The sequence below is a fragment of the Dolichospermum sp. UHCC 0259 genome, from assembly GCF_009711935.1.
Classification (GTDB): Bacteria; Cyanobacteriota; Cyanobacteriia; order Cyanobacteriales; family Nostocaceae; genus Dolichospermum.
Genome location: NZ_VIKX01000225.1, coordinates 1 through 16396, shown reverse-complemented (window position 1 = coordinate 16396; position 16396 = coordinate 1). Strand labels below are relative to the sequence as shown.

9 protein-coding genes are annotated in these 16396 nt (G+C 37.7%); 2 read left to right on the top strand and 7 right to left on the bottom strand.

Going from position 1 to position 16396, the window contains the following annotated elements; translation table 11 throughout:
- Positions 1-72: 72 nt before the first annotated feature.
- The 4 genes from FJR05_RS19070 to FJR05_RS19055 all read right to left on the bottom strand — a co-directional run bounded on the left by FJR05_RS19070 (position 73) and on the right by FJR05_RS19055 (position 6591).
- Complete coding sequence (locus FJR05_RS19070) at positions 73-1158, bottom strand: ATP-dependent 6-phosphofructokinase (RefSeq protein WP_168645583.1); 1086 nt, start codon at positions 1156-1158, stop codon at positions 73-75.
- Positions 1159-1201: 43 nt separating this feature from the next.
- Positions 1202-2221 carry a dihydroorotate dehydrogenase-like protein gene (locus FJR05_RS19065; protein WP_168645582.1) on the bottom strand — a complete coding sequence of 340 codons (1020 nt, stop codon included), beginning with the start codon at positions 2219-2221 and terminating at the stop codon, positions 1202-1204.
- Between the two features lie 84 nt (positions 2222-2305).
- Positions 2306-5914 (bottom strand): pyruvate:ferredoxin (flavodoxin) oxidoreductase, encoded by a 3609-nt coding sequence (gene nifJ / locus FJR05_RS19060; RefSeq protein WP_168645581.1) that lies wholly within the window; start codon positions 5912-5914, stop codon positions 2306-2308.
- 440 nt (positions 5915-6354) lie between these two features.
- The gene (locus FJR05_RS19055; protein WP_168645580.1) at positions 6355-6591 is read right to left on the bottom strand and encodes a HetP family heterocyst commitment protein; all 237 of its coding nucleotides are present in this window, start codon (positions 6589-6591) and stop codon (positions 6355-6357) included.
- Between the two features lie 1296 nt (positions 6592-7887).
- Here FJR05_RS19055 and FJR05_RS19050 point away from each other — a divergent pair.
- Positions 7888-10299: a sucrose synthase gene (locus tag FJR05_RS19050; RefSeq protein WP_168645579.1), complete on the top strand. Its 2412-nt coding sequence runs from the start codon at positions 7888-7890 to the stop codon at positions 10297-10299.
- 230 nt (positions 10300-10529) lie between these two features.
- Entirely contained in the window at positions 10530-13421 is a 2892-nt protein-coding gene (gene pgmB, locus FJR05_RS19045) for a beta-phosphoglucomutase (RefSeq protein ID WP_168645578.1), read from the top strand.
- Between the two features lie 16 nt (positions 13422-13437).
- Here the strand turns inward: pgmB and FJR05_RS19040 are convergent, their stop codons facing one another.
- The 3 genes from FJR05_RS19040 to FJR05_RS28045 all read right to left on the bottom strand — a co-directional run bounded on the left by FJR05_RS19040 (position 13438) and on the right by FJR05_RS28045 (position 16213).
- Complete coding sequence (locus tag FJR05_RS19040; protein WP_168645577.1) at positions 13438-14073, bottom strand: phosphoribosyltransferase; 636 nt, start codon at positions 14071-14073, stop codon at positions 13438-13440.
- A 256-nt stretch (positions 14074-14329) separates the two neighbouring features.
- Complete coding sequence (locus FJR05_RS19035; RefSeq protein WP_168645576.1) at positions 14330-14686, bottom strand: Hpt domain-containing protein; 357 nt, start codon at positions 14684-14686, stop codon at positions 14330-14332.
- A gap of 75 nt (positions 14687-14761) precedes the next feature.
- Positions 14762-16213, bottom strand: a complete 1452-nt coding sequence (locus FJR05_RS28045; protein ID WP_217385634.1) for a diguanylate cyclase domain-containing protein — start codon at positions 16211-16213, stop codon at positions 14762-14764.
- Positions 16214-16396 lie beyond the last annotated feature (183 nt).

Sequence of the window (16396 nt, the reverse complement as noted above, 5' to 3'; positions counted from 1 at the left end):
TTGGACTGGACTCACAGTAATTGAGTTTCAACATCAATATTACTTATTACCTATTACCCATTACCTGTTACCTTATTCACCAATATATATGCCTAAAGACCGAGCAGTTTGGACTAAATCACCTTGAGGATTAACAAGAGAGGGATTTTTATCTATCACAGCTTGAATGGGGAAAGTAACCACTTGGCCATTTTGCCAAGCTAACATTTGATCATATTGATTTTGGGCAATTAAATCAATGGCAACTTTACCAAACATGGTGGCTGTGAGACGGTCTAAAGCTGAGGGAATACCTCCGCGTTGAATATGTCCTAAGACGGAAACTCTGGTATCAATGAGGTGATGACTACAATTAGCGATTTTTTCGGCAATATATTGACCTTGACCACATTTAGTTCGGCTTCGCTCACTATCAATAGCTGTTGTGCAAGTAGAAGGATTATTGACATCTTCTGTACAAACAGATATACCTTCAGCAACAACTATAATGGCGAATTTTTTTTGCCACTGTTCGCGTAATTCGGTGAGATGATTGCATATTCCTTGAATAGTATAGGGGACTTCGGGAATTAAAATCACATCAGCACCGCCGGCAATTCCTGAGTGTAAAGCCAAGTGTCCGGCGCTGCGTCCCATAACTTCAATAATCATTACCCGGTCATGACTAGCAGCAGTAAATATGAGCCGATTAATAGAATCAACAATGGTATTAACTGCCGTATCAAAGCCGATTGCACGTTCTGTAAAGGCGACATCATGATCAATGGTTTTGGGGATAGCAATTAAATTCCAATTACCTAAAACTGCTAATTGATGAATAATATCTAAACTACCATCTCCACCGACAATAATTAAAGCATCTAGAGCGATCGCTTTATAGCCGGCTAATATTTCATCAGCATGGGCTAAAGTATCCCCTTTATTAATACTACCTAAAATCGTTCCCCCCATATTCAGCAAGGGGTCAATGCCACGTAAATCCCAACCATGTATACTTAACGGCACTGTTTTCCGTTCTAGTAACCCTTGGGTGGCGTAAGGGATACCCACCACCTCCCAGTCATAAGTCCTTGTGGCATGACTCACAGCCGCGCGAATCACACAATTTAGACCAGGACAATCACCACCACTAGTAAGAATACCAATACGTTTTTTCATAAGTCAGGAGTCAGGAGGTAGGGGCGCAGGGCCTGCGCCCAGTCTAAGACGGTGTATAAACTCTACCGAAATCTGGATTATAAGTTTGCAAAGCTTTCATATATTGAGCGCGTTCAAAAGCACTAGGATTAGGACATTTTAACTGGCTCATAGTACCTTGCATTTGCTTGACAGATTCATATTCATGTATTTTCATCCATTCCCGTAGGTCTTTTTCTAAACACTGAATATGGTTAATACCTTCCCGTAATAATATTGAACATAACATAGTTACATTTGCGCCTACCATTAACATTTTGATCACATCATGAGCATTATGAATACCGCTAGTTGCAGCTAAACTACCCTGAATATGACCATAGAGAATGGCTATCCAGCGCAGAGGTAAACGCATGGCTTGGGGGGTACTTAAAAGTACATGAGGTTCGACTTCTAAATTTTCTAAGTTAATATCTGGTTGATAAAACCGATTAAATAATACTAATCCATCAGATCCGGCATGATCTAAACGTTTGGCAATATTTGCGGTATTAGTAAAGTAAGGACTGAGTTTTACGGCTACAGGAATAGTGACGGCGGCTTTAACAGATGTGAGAATATCAAGATAGTTTTGCTCAATTTCTGCACTTGTTAAATCTGGATTTGTGGGAACATAGTAAATATTTAATTCTAGTGCTGATGCTCCTGCGTCTTGCATGAGTTTACCATATTCAGTCCAACCACCAACGGAAGAACCATTCAAACTAGCAATAATGGGAATATCCACTTTTTCCTTAGCTTTACGAATATGATCTAAATATTCTTCTGGTCCGACTCGGAAATTAGCGATATTTGGGAAGTAAGTTAAAGCTTCTGCAAAACTTTCTGTACCATAGTTTAAATGATGATGAAGTGCGGATTTTTCTAAGTTTAATTGTTCTTCAAATAGTGAGTGCATAACAACAGCACCTGCACCTGCATCTTCCATTAATTTAATATTATCAATGTCTTCGGAAAGTGGAGATGCGGAGGGAACTAGGGGAGATTTTAATTCTAAACCTAAATATGTGGTGGTTAAGTTCATAAATTTGGTAATTGGTAATTGGTAATGGGGTGGGGAATGGGCGCGGGAATGGGTGGGGAGGGAATGGGCGCGGGCCCCGCGCCCCTACTGCTGGGTTAATTTTCTGGCGGCTAAATATTGGTACATTTGCCAACGGGTGTTAACATCAAATTGGGCTTCTTTGAGGAGTTCTTTTGCCGTTTCTGGGTTAATTTTGGTTAACATTTTGAAACGGTTTTCCATGTACATGGAATTTTCTATGGGTATGCGAGGGGTGCGAGAATCGAGTTGTAGGGGGTTTTCTCCCTGTTTAATGCGGTCGGGGTGATAGCGATATAATAACCAGCGTCCAGAGTCTACAGCGGCTTTTTGATTTTGCATGGCTGTACTCATGTTGATACCGTGAGCAATACAATGGCTGTAGGCAATAATTAATGATGGACCTTCGTAAGCTTCGGCTTCTAAGAAAGTTTTCAGGGTTTGTTCATCTTTTGCGCCCATTGCTACACTAGCAACATAAACGTTACCGTAGGTCATAGCCATTAAACCTAAGTCTTTTTTAGTTGCAGGTTTACCACCAGCGGCGAATTTTGCTACTGCACCTTTAGGGGTAGATTTGGACATTTGACCGCCAGTATTAGAATAAACTTCTGTGTCTAATACGAGAATATTAACGTTGCGTCCACTAGCAATTACATGATCTAATCCACCATAACCAATATCATAAGCCCAACCGTCACCACCAATTATCCAAACACTTTTTTTCACTAAATAATCAGCGAGAGATTGAAGATTTTTGAACGCAGATAAACGCAGATAAACGCTGATAGAATCTTCTTTCATCTGTGTTAATCTGTGTTCATCTGCGGTGATAATTTCTGCTAATTTTCTTTGAAGAATTACAACTCGTTCTCGTTGAGAGTAAATATCCGATTCGTCTTTTTGTTCAGCGTTGAGGATATCTGTAACGAGGGTTTCACCTATTTGGGGTGCAAGTTGTTGGAGTAAATAAGCGGCAAATTCGGCTTGTTTGTCTATGGAAACCCGGAAACCTAAGCCAAATTCGGCGTTATCTTCAAATAGACTGTTAGACCATGCTGGACCCCTACCTGCGGCGTTTTTTGTCCAAGGTGTGGTGGGTAAGTTACCACCATAGATAGATGAACAACCGGTAGCGTTGGCGACGATCATGCGATCGCCAAATAATTGTGTTACAAGTTTAATATAAGGTGTTTCTCCACATCCTGCACAAGCACCAGAAAACTCAAACAACGGTTCTTGCATTTGTTGTTGATTAATATGATTCAACTTTAAATTCCGTCTATCTGGGTTAGGAAGATTTAGGAAGAAATCCCAGTTTTCTCGTTCTTGTTCTCTTAATGGTTTTTGCGCTGCCATATTAATGGCTTTTTTGCGCGGTTCGGCTTTATTTTTGGCGGGACAAACATCAACACAAATACCACAGCCTGTACAATCTTCTGCTGCTACTTGAATGGTAAATTTTAAATCATGCCAATCATGTTCTTTAGCATTGGTACTTTTAAAAGTTGTTGGGGCATTTTCTAATTCTTCTGGTGCATATACTTTCGCGCGAATGACACTATGAGGACACACCATCACACATTTACCACATTGAATACAAACGTCAGCATCCCAAACTGGAATTTCTTCAGCAATATTGCGTTTTTCCCATTTAGATGTTCCTGTGGGATATGTACCATCTACAGGTAATGCACTTACAGGTAAATCATCACCTTCACGGACTATCATTTTCCCTAATACATCACGAACAAATGCAGGTGCATAATCGGGAAATAGGGACTGGGGACTGGGGATTGGGGACTGGGTGTTTTTTTCTGTAAGATTAATTTCATGAAGATTTTCCAAGGTTTTATCAACTGCTTGGATATTCATTTGCACAATTTCTTCGCCTTTTTTACCGTAGGTTTTACGAATAGATTTTTTAATTTTATCTATAGCTTCTTCCCTTGGTAAAACACCTGAAACAGCAAAGAAACAAACCTGCATCACTGTGTTAATATGTCCACCCATTCCCGCTTCACGGGCGACTTTATAGGCATTAATGACATAGAATTTGAGATTTTTGGTAATTATCTCTTGCTGCATGGTGGTGGGTAATTTATCCCACACTTCATCTTTGTCATAATGTGAATTTAATAAAAAAGTGCCACCAGGAATAATATCTTTTAGCATTGAGAATTGTTCTACAAAGTCCCATTGGTGACAAGCGACAAAATTAGCCTTACTAATTAAATAGGTAGAATGAATTGGTTGATCACCAAAGCGCAAATGAGAGACTGTTACAGAACCAGATTTTTTAGAATCGTAAACAAAATAACCTTGGGCATAATTATCTGTTTCTTCGCCAATAATTTTAATTGAGTTTTTATTTGCCCCTACTGTACCATCTGCACCTAAACCATAAAAAATTGCCCTAACTATATTGTCAGGTTCAATGTTAAATTCGGGATTATATGCTAAACTGGTATGGGTAACATCATCATTAATCCCCACAGTAAAATGATTTTTTGGTGTTGCCAAATCTAAATTATCAAATACCGCTTTGACCATTGCTGGTGTAAATTCTTTAGAAGATAAACCATATCTTCCTCCCACAACTTGAATTTTGTGAAGTTGGTTTTCTGCCAAAGCTGTAACTACGTCTATATATAAAGGTTCACCAATTGCCCCTGGTTCTTTGGTTCTATCTAAAACAGCAATTTTGCGAGTGGTTTGGGGAAGAGAATCAATAAATCTTTGGGTATCGAAGGGACGATATAATCTAACTTTGATAACTCCAACTTTTTCACCTTGTTGATTGAGATAATCGACGGTTTCATGAACTGTTTCGCAACCAGAACCCATGAGAATAATTATTTTTTCTGCTGCTGGATGTCCATGATATTCAAATAGTTGATATTTTCTGCCTACATTTTGGGCAAATTCATCCATTACTTGTTGAGTAATCTCTGGACAAGCTGAATAAAAAGAATTTACTGTTTCCCTAGCTTGAAAATAAACATCAGGGTTTTGTGCCGTTCCTCGTAATACCGGATGATCAGGTGTTAAAGCCCGTGAACGATGGGCAATTACTAACTCTATGGGAATAAATTTTTGTAAGTCTTCAGTTGTTAATATTTCTACTTTATTGACTTCGTGAGAAGTGCGAAAACCATCAAAAAAGTGTAAGTAAGGTATGCGAGATAATAAAGTTGCTTTTGTGGAAATTAGGGCGAAATCATGGGCTTCTTGCACAGAAGCAGCGCATAACATGGCAAAACCGGTACTTCTTGCAGCCATGACATCACTATGATCTCCGAAAATGGAGAGGGCTTGGGTTGCAAGCGATCGCGCCGCAATATGAAATACTGTAGGTGTAAGTTCACCGGCAATCTTGTACATATTTGGTAGCATCAACATTAACCCCTGAGATGCTGTAAAGGTTGTTGTTAGTGAACCAGTTTGTAGCGCCCCATGCACAGCACCCGCAACTCCCCCTTCACTCTGCAACTGCACCACCGCAGGAACAGTTCCCCAAATGTTCGGTTTTCCCTCACTCATCCAAGTATCAGACCATTCCGCCATCGGTGAAGATGGTGTAATCGGGTAAATGGCAATAACTTCGTTTAATTGGTAAACGACTTTAGCCACAGCTTCATTACCATCTATAGTTGCAAAGGTTTTCATCTTCATATTCCTGGATTTTTAATAACTACTAAATTCCGGCTAATTGACGGTTTTCTAGCCCCAAATTCCCTAGTTTTTATCTTGAATTGAAAATGAAAGTTTGAGGAACTTGTGAGAAAAACCCAGCAGGAATTTCTAAAACATACAGCAGGAGTCAGGAGGTAGGGGCGCAGGGCCTGCGTCCAGTCAGAAGTTAGAAGTAAAACTAGCTTGCTGTCTAGCTTTGAATTTAAATCCTGTGCCTCATTAATCTGCAATCTACTGTCAATTATTCAACAATTATAGGATAGTTCGTGAAAAATACCCCCATACTAAATGTAGCATGGAGCTAGATAGGAACAAAATCCCAAATTATTAGTTTTAGGGAATAATTTTCTGCTGAGTTACTCTACCTTTTGACTTAGTAATTGATGTGAATTTTTGTAACTATGAATATTAACACAGACTCAAATATCTGCTTTTGGTTTACTAGCTGTTCCAGGACCTTGACGGTTTTCTTTAATTAATCGGCTGTAAGTCCGTTGAGGGATATAGTGAATTGGATTGTAATCAATACAACGTAAAATCAGCACACAAGCCCAAGAATACCGTCCATCAGCAATAGCTTCAATGATATGATTGAACTGTTCGGGAGTGATGGCACTATGAAAATCGTTCTGAGCAGAAGAAGCTTGATAGTTCATAACTAACCCTGATCTAAATCTTGTAGGATGAAAAGTTAATAAGTCGTAAAAATTCAGAACAGAAAATCTCTATAGTCTAAATTAATCAGACTTTCATAGTCAAATTAGGAATAAAATTCCTCAATTTGACAAGCCTTTTAACTCCTGACTTTTAATTTCCTATGTCCTGAATTATGGGGAGAAATCAAGGGGATATGTATGCAATCACAGCAATATATGCAGATGATATGCACAGGATTTAATTCTCTTGGTGAATAACTTCGATATCTAAGTTCGAGTATAGCGATAACTTACCGATTAAATATCAATATTATTTGTGGTTATGAGAGAATTTTGTTAATTTTCTGTGAGGTTTAGTGAGCAGTAGCGTACATTCAATTAGTGGTATCTCATTGGCAATTGGTAATCTAAATAGATTAAATCCTGCAATTTTTGAGTGTATAAATTGAAAAAATTACTAAACACATTACCCTTGTGATAGTAAAAATACAGGCAAATTTCTGGCGTTGTATGCCCAAGTTGATTGTTTGGTAAAAAATAGGAAATACAGCTATTCGTATTATGACACTATTTAAATAGTCATACAACATTGAGATATTTCCTGTTTACAGTTTTGTAAATACTCCTTGTGACACTATTATATGTAGAATACTATGTTTCCCGTAACCAGTGAGCCAAATTGGCACTTTGTTTCTCTAAATACTATAGAAAATATCAGTTACAAAATGTGGATTAAATGACTATTTAAATACTGTCACAAGGGGGATTTACAAAAATGTATCTAAAATGTACTCCAATGTTGCATGACTATTTGAATACTGTCACAAGGGTTATTTACAAAGCATTAAATCAAAATTGATTTAGTGATGTATGACTATTCAAATAGTGGCACAAGGGCTATTTACAAAACTATAACTGAAATAAAGACATAAATTTATTTTCGACCACTTTTTAATATTTTGGCTAAATTAGTTACACCTCATCACGAAATACTCAACCTACAAAATCCTTTAAAGATATGAGTATTCAGGTTTTGCTGAATTGAGTAATATTTGTATATGTAATATTTGATTCTTATTTTAATGGACTATTCAAAAAGTGTCACAAGTAAGATTTACAAAATGGTAATTATCACAAATCAGAATCATGTTGTAAAAAATAGATATTTATCTATCTATTAAGAAGGAGTAGGAGTTCATCCTTTAGCTAGAAGTAAATGATTAAGTCACTTATTTACAATTAAATCTGAATAAGATATCAATAATTCTGACTTTCGCTAGAGTTTGGTAGTGTAAAATGTATAAATTAGTGCAAACTATTGTTAATGGTGACGAAAAAAAAGCTTTGAGTGAGTTTATCTTAGAATTAGGTAATAATCATAAACGTTACTTTTTAAGAAACGAGATTTTACAAGCATTTGCAGAATATTGTCACCAATTCCAAAAACCTGCTTATTTTTATCACTCTTCCTCGCTAGGAACATTTATTCAGTACACTCATGAAATAATTCTAGATAGTGAAAATACTTGGTTTGTTCTTAGACCAAAAATTGCCAGTCAAGAGGTATGGTTATTAAGCGCTGATTTAAGCAAATTTGACTTAATGACACCACAAGCATTATTAGATGTGAGCGATCGCTTAGTCAACCGTTACCAATCCCACATTTTAGAAATTGATCTTCATCCCTTCTACCCAGCAGCGCCGAGAATTAGTGACTCTAGAAATATTGGACAAGGTTTAACCGTCCTCAACCATTATTTCTGTAATCAATCATTAACAGATCCTGAATATTGGATTCACGCATTATTTCAATCACTACAGAGATTAGAATACAATGGCATTAGCCTATTAATTAGTAATCACATTCATTCAGGATTACAACTTACAAAACACATCAAACTAGCCTTAGAATTTGTTAGTAATTTATCCCCCGATACACCTTATGAAAAATTTGGTTGTCATCTCCAATCACTCGGTTTAGAACCAGGTTGGGGTAACAATGCAGCCAGAGTTAGAGAAACCTTAGAACTTCTCGAAAAACTCATAGATAATCCCGAACCTGCCATTTTAGAAACCTTTGTTTCTCGCATTTGTGCAGTTTTCCGCGTCGTCCTCATTTCCATACATGGTTGGGTTGCACAAGAAGATGTTTTAGGCAGAGATGAAACATTAGGACAAGTTATTTATGTTTTAGAACAAGCCCGCAGTTTAGAAAATAAAATGCGAGCCGAAATTAAACTTGCAGGTTTAGATATATTAGGAATTAAACCCCATATCATTATATTAACTCGACTGATTCCCAATTGCGAAGGCACATTTTGTAACCTACCATTAGAAAAAATTGATGGTACAGAAAATGCTTGGATTTTGCGCGTTCCTTTTGCAGAATCTCAACCAGAAATTACCAATAACTGGATTTCTAAATTTGAAATTTGGCCTTATTTAGAAAAATTTGCCCTTGCTGCCGAACCAGAACTTTTAAAACAATTTCAAGGCAAACCCAATCTAATTATTGGTAATTACAGTGATGGTAACTTAGTCGCTTTCATCCTCTCCCGAAAAATGAAAGTTACCCAATGTAACATTGCCCATTGCCTAGAAAAACCTAAATTTCTATTTAGTAACTTATATTGGCAAGATTTAGAAGCACAATATCACTTTTCTGCCCAATTTACCGCTGATTTAATCAGCATGAATGCCGCAGACTTTATCATCACATCATCTTATCAGGAGATTGTCGGTACACCAGACACAATGGGACAATATGAATCTTATAAATGTTTCACCATGCCCAACTTATATCATGTAATTGATGGCATAGATTTATTTAGTCCTAAATTCAACATGGTTTCTCCAGGAGTCAGTGAAAATATATTTTTCCCCTACAACGAAACAACCAATAGAGAATCCCATCGTCGTCAACACATCCAAAACCTAATTTTCCATGCAGAACACCCACAAATCATTGGTAAATTAGAACATCCTCATAAAAAACCGATATTTTCTGTTAGTCCTATTACCTCCATCAAAAATCTCACAGGTTTAATTGAATGCTTCGGTAAAAGTCAAGAATTACAAAAACATTGTAACCTAATCTTATTAACCAGTAAACTGCATCCAGATGCAGGAACAAACCCAGAAGAAATTCAAGAAATAGAAAAAATTCACGCGATTATTCATCAATATCATCTTCACCATAAAATTCGCTGGTTAGGAATGCGTCTTCCTTTGAGCGATATCGCCGAAACCTATCGTGTAATTGCCGATTTTCAAGGAATTTATATTCACTTTGCCCTTTATGAATCCTTTAGCAGAAGTGTTTTAGAAGCCATGATTTCTGGATTACCAACTTTTACAACTCAATTTGGTGGTTCATTGGAAATTATTGAAAATCACAATCAAGGATTTAATCTCAATCCCACAGACCTCGAAGGAACAGCCAAAACAATTACTAACTTCTTAGAAAAATGTCATAATTATCCCGAACATTGGTTAGAAAATTCCCAATGGATGATTGAACGCATTCGCCATAAATATAACTGGGATTCCCACACAAATCAATTACTGTTATTAGCCAAAATGTTTAGTTTTTGGAACTTCGTTTATCCTGAAGATAACGAAGCTAGAGACCGTTACATGGAAAGTTTATTTCATCTCCTTTATAAACCTATCGCCGACAATATTTTATCAGAACACATTCATCAGTAAAAACAAAAAATGTAGAAAATTGTAGGTTGGGTAGAACGAAGTGAAACCCAACATATACAGGAGTTTGTTTAATTTCATATACAAGAGTTTGTTTAATTTCATTTACAGGAATTTGTTGGATTTCATTTACAAGAGTTTGTTGGGTTTCATTTACAGCACTGTGTTGGGTTTCGTACCTCAACCCAACCTACGTAAATATTAAAGAAAACAAAAATAACTAATCTATTATCATGGATAAAAAAGACCATTTTCGCAACCTTAGCTATACAGATTGGATATTAACTGAAACCCAGTTTAATCCCGAATATTTGCACAGCCGAGAAACCATTTTCACCATTGGTAACGGCTATTTAGGAACAAGAGGAACATTTGAAGAAGGCTATCCCCGTGCATTATCAGCCACATTTATTAACGGTGTTTATGATGATGTTCCCGTAGTTTACACCGAACTCGTTAACTGTCCAGATTGGCTACCATTAACATTTATAATTGAAGGAGAACGCTTTCGCCTTGATCAAGGTAAAACATTAAAATATCACCGTAAACTAGACTTACATCATGGCATTCTGAGTCGTTGCTTACGTTGGTGTAGTCCCAATGGCAAAGTAATAGATATCCATTTTGAACGCTTTGCTAGTTTAGCTGACCAGCATATAGTAGGGCAACGTTGCCAACTAACACCAGTAAATTTTGATGGTTTAATTGAAATTCAAGCCAGTGTAAACAGCTACTCAGAAAATCAAGGATTTAATCACTGGGAAGGATTAGATCAAAATAAAATTGCACAAGGATTCTGGTTACATAGTCGCACTCGCAACAGCCGCATAGATGTCGGGATAGCGGCCAAAATCAATATTTCGGGAACTAACTCAGACTTACAAATCAATACTACACCTGGTTATCCTAGCCTGAATGCAACTGTGATAGGTCAAATTCAACAGACGATTACTATAGTAAAAATCGTGAGTATTTTCACATCTAATGAAATTGCTGAACCAGTTGCAGCCGCTAAAGAAAAACTCGTAAGTTTACCAGATTACATAACCTTAATTGATGCCAATGCCCAAGCCTGGGATACAGTTTGGCAACAAAGTGATATTATTATTGAAGGGGATATTACAGCAGCTTTCGCAGTGCGTTACAATCTGTTTCAGTTACTAATTGCTGCACCTAGAAATAATCATCAAGTTAGTATACCTGCAAAAACTCTATCCGGCTTTGGTTATCGCGGTCATATTTTTTGGGATACAGAGATTTTTATTCTGCCATTTTTTACCTTTACCCAACCAAATTTAGCCCGTAATTTACTCAGTTACCGTTATCATACTTTACCAGGAGCGAGACGCAAAGCCGCCCATTATGGGTATCAGGGGGCGATGTTTGCTTGGGAAAGTGCGGTGACAGGAGACGAAGCCACACCGCGCTGGTCACTACGAAGTGACTTTTATGCCGAAGATATCCGTATATGGTGTCGTGATCGAGAAATTCATATTAGTGCAGATATTGCCTACGCCATTTGGTATTATTGGCAAGTTACAAAAGATGATGAATGGATACGAGATTATGGTGCAGAAATTATTTTAGATACCGCTATTTTTTGGAGTAGTCGAGTTGAATTTAATCCCCAATTAGAATGTTATGAAATTCGTGGAGTTATTGGTGCAGATGAATATCACGAATCAGTCCATAACAATTGTTTTACAAATCGCATGGTTCAATGGCATTTAGAAAAAGCTTTAATCATCTATAATTGGCTGCACTCCACTTTTCCAGAAGTAGCGATAAAACTTGAGCAAAAATTACAAATTACCTCTGAAGTTCTCACATATTGGCGCGAAATTATTGCTAAAATTCTCATTCTATACAATCCAGAAACCTTACTAATTGAGCAATGTGAGGGATTTTTCCAACTAGCTGATATTGATTTAGCCGCTTATGAACCGCGAGAAAAATCAATCCAAATTATTTTGGGGATGGAAAAAACCAATCAAGGACAAGTAATTAAACAACCAGATGTATTAATGCTTCTGTATTTGATGCGGGAATCTGCCGATTTTCCCTATAATCAGTCAACCTTACAGGCAAATTGGGACTATTACGCCCCCCGCACAGATATTAGTTATGGTTCTTCCTTGGGACCTGCCATTCACGCCATTTTAGCCGCTGATTTGGGCAAATTACAGGAGGCTTATGAATGCTTTATGCAAGCGGCAATGGTAGATTTAGAAGATAAACGCGGAAATACCCAAGATGGGATACATGGTGCTAGTGCTGGAGGCATTTGGCAAGCTGTAATCTTCGGTTTCGGTGGTATCCAATTCAGAGAAAATGCCCTCATAGCTAATCCCCACTTACCCCCAACCTGGACAAGGCTAAAATTTAAGTTACAGTGGCATGGTAAATGGCACGAGTTTGATTTGCGTCAGGAATTGCCCAAGGCAGAGAAAACCAACATCCGGGGCGTAATTTTTGATTTAGATGGGGTGTTGACTGATACCGCAGAATATCATTACCAAGCTTGGCAAAAGTTAGCCAATGAAGAAGGGTTATTTTTTAATCGAGAAATTAATGAAGCCTTGCGGGGTGTATCTCGTCGCGCTTCTTTGATGTTAATTATTGGTAATAGAGAATATTCAGAAGTGGAAATTCAGGAAATGATGGCTCGGAAAAATGATTATTATGTAGAACTAATTCATCATATTACACCCGCAGATTTATTACCGGGGGCTGTGGCTTTGTTGGCTGAATTGCATCAAGCTGGGATCAAAATCGCCATTGGTTCTGCTAGTAAAAATGCTCGTTTAGTGATTGAAAAATTGGAAATTGGTGGTAAAGTAGATGTTATTACTGATGGTGATACTGTTCAAGCTGCCAAACCAGCACCAGATTTATTTCTGAATGCTGCCAAACAGTTAGGGATTCCCCCAGATGAATGTGTGGTTTTTGAAGATGCAGCCGTAGGTATTACAGCCGCTCAAGCAGCAAATATGTGGGCGGTAGGCTTGGGACCAGAGGAGAGGGTAGGGGCTGCTGATGTGGTTTTGCCTAGTTTGGCTGGAGTTAAATGGGAGGAATTGACTAAGAGTTTATTGCACGCAGAGGCGCAGAGGCGCAGAGAGTGAGGGTTTGGGAGAATAGTCAATTTCCCAGAAGTGCGCGAACTTCATTATCTGTGGTTTGACTAAAATCATCGTACCATAAACCAATTGCAGACATTACTTCTGGAGATTGTAAACAAACTACGTCATCCACTTGTAAACGCAATTCTTCACAGGTATTTAAGGGGGCAACTGGAACTGCAACAACAATTTTTGCTGGCTGTTGTTGATGAATAACGGTTAGGGCAGCCCGCATGGTTGCACCAGTGGCAATACCATCATCTATTAAAATAACTATTTTATCTTTAACATTAATTGCGGGTTTATTCCCTCGATAAGTCTGATTTCGTCGTCTTAATTCTTGTAATTCTTGGTTAACTACTGCGGTAATTTGTGCTTGATCTATTCCTAATGAATCAATTATATCTTGGTTGAAAACGATAATATTTTCAGAAGCTATCGCCCCCATTGCCAGTTCTTTATGTCTAGGTACACCAAGTTTTCTGACTATGCACACATCCATGGCCGCATTCAAAAGTTTAGCAACCTCAAAGGCTACAGGTACACCACCACGAGGTAGAGCCAGTACCAATACATCCTTAACGTTACTATAAGCTTGTAAATGTTGAGCTAACATTTGACCAGCTTGAATGCGGTTAGAGAATTTTTTGCTCATGACACTTGTAATAGGGGTTGCTGAAAAAGTCTTTTCGTAAGGGCTAGGAGTCAGGAGTCAGGAGTCAGGAGTCAGGAGTCAGGATGAAGAATTAGAAGGAGATCAGAATAGTCTCGAATTTTGAAAAGTGATAGCTAAATGAATAGTTTCAAAACCTATTCCTTGCACATTATTCACGTTTTGTCCCTCTCAATTCATTGATTTATCAAGGTTTTCGGTTTATATGGCTTACGCCACGCTACGCTATCAGCAAGCCCTATAATATTTTATTTAAAGCAATTTCAACTTGTGCATACTCATTAATTAACTGTGATATCAATTCCAAGGACTCTGCCCAATCAGACTCTGTCAAATTGCCTTTCTTCCCTTTCAATTCTAACTCCAAGCAAAGCTGATGGACATTCATTGCGCCCAAAGAGGCACTGCTAGACTTTAAGCTATGGGCTGTTTTTCCCAAATTATCAGCATCTCCCTGGCTTGCAGATGTTTGAATAGCGGCGATAATTTTCGGAGATTCCATCAGATAACAGTTGATGATTTCCGCGAAAACTTCCTGATCACCTTCGAGCATATCCAATAAGGATTCTAAAACCTGAGTATCAATTGAAGACATTTGTAAAATTTTGCAAGTGGTAAACTTTTACATTTTGCCATATTTTGATTCGACCGGATTTTAATTTCCTATAAATTATTCATGAATAGCATAGCGATCGCGTCCTGTGAGTTTTGCCCGATAAAGGGCTTCGTCCGCTCTAGCAATTAGCCATTTTGGAGAACAGCTACCTTGAGGAATAATAGTCGCAATCCCAAGGCTCAGTGTAAGATATGAACTAATTTGAGAACTTTCGTGAATTAAATTCTGTGTGCGGATATAAGCAAGAATTATTTCCGCAATATAAATTGCACCAGTAGTATTTGTATTCGGTAAAACTAAGGCAAATTCTTCACCACCATAACGGGCTGCTAAATCTCCAGGACGTTGGGCTACTTGATGCAGAATTTTAGCAACCTCTTTCAAACATTCATCTCCCGATTGATGTCCATAAGTATCATTATAATTCTTGAAAAAGTCTATATCACACAGAATCAAAGATAAGGGTGCTTTTTCTCTTTCTAAGCGTTTCCATTCTCGCTCTAAAACTTCATCAAAGGCGCGACGATTAGGAATTTGAGTCAAACTATCTATATTTGCTAGTTGTTGTAATTTCTGGTTAGCCGCTTCTAACTGTTGATATAATTCTGCTTGTTGAATAGCCATAATTAATGGATATGTTAATTGTGTAAGTAAATCAATATCTGATTTAGCCCATTTGCGTGGTTTAGAACATTCATAAACTACCAATAATCCCCAAATATTGTTTTCTAGTTCAATGGGGACAACCAAATTTGCTTTAGCCTGTAATTCATTAAGTAAATCAATGTGACATGGGGAAAGACCAGCATTATTAATATCTTCAATCACATAAACATCTCTTTTCCAGTATTTATAACTACATTTATCAGAAAGATAAGTATCTTTATATACTCTTCCTAGCATGGAATCCCATTTAGGGTCTACAGACTCAACTATTACATATCCACTCCCATCCGGTTGAAACCGATAGACAATAACACGATCAGTTTTTAATAATTTACGGACTTCTATAACAGTTGTACTCAGAATTTGTTCTAAGTTTAAAGATGTGCGAATTTTTTGGGTAATTTTAGCGACTAACTGCTCTTGTTCAACTTTATACTGGAATTCTTTCATGATCCAGTGCATTTGCAGTAAGCGCCGCACTCTTTGTTTTAAAACAGCCCAATGAATCGGTTTAGTAATATAGTCAACAGCACCAACTTCAAATGCTTGATCTACAGAATCTTGATCATCCAGCGCTGTAATCATCAAGATAGAGATATTAGGATCAAGTGCGTGCAACTGAGCGCAACAAACAAAACCATCCATTACTGGCATCACTGCATCCAGCAGCACAATATCGGGTAGTGAATTCATGCAAATATCCAAGGCAGCTTTACCATCACCAGCCACCATCACTTGATATCCCTCTTTTTCCATTGCATGACGTAATTGCATCTGTACAACTAAGTCATCATCTACAATTAATACTAATGTATTGCTTATGCGAATGCGGGGAGTCACTATCTATAATTTCCTGGCTGAACTTGAACTGAGACTATACACACATTATGACTCCGGTAAGTAGCCCCAGAATCAAAATAGACAAGTAGTCGGACAAAATTAAATTCACTCGTTGAGAGAGGGAACTCTACCCCTGTTAAGGTGTACTAAGAAATGAACTAATAAAAAGCTGAAACCCTTGCT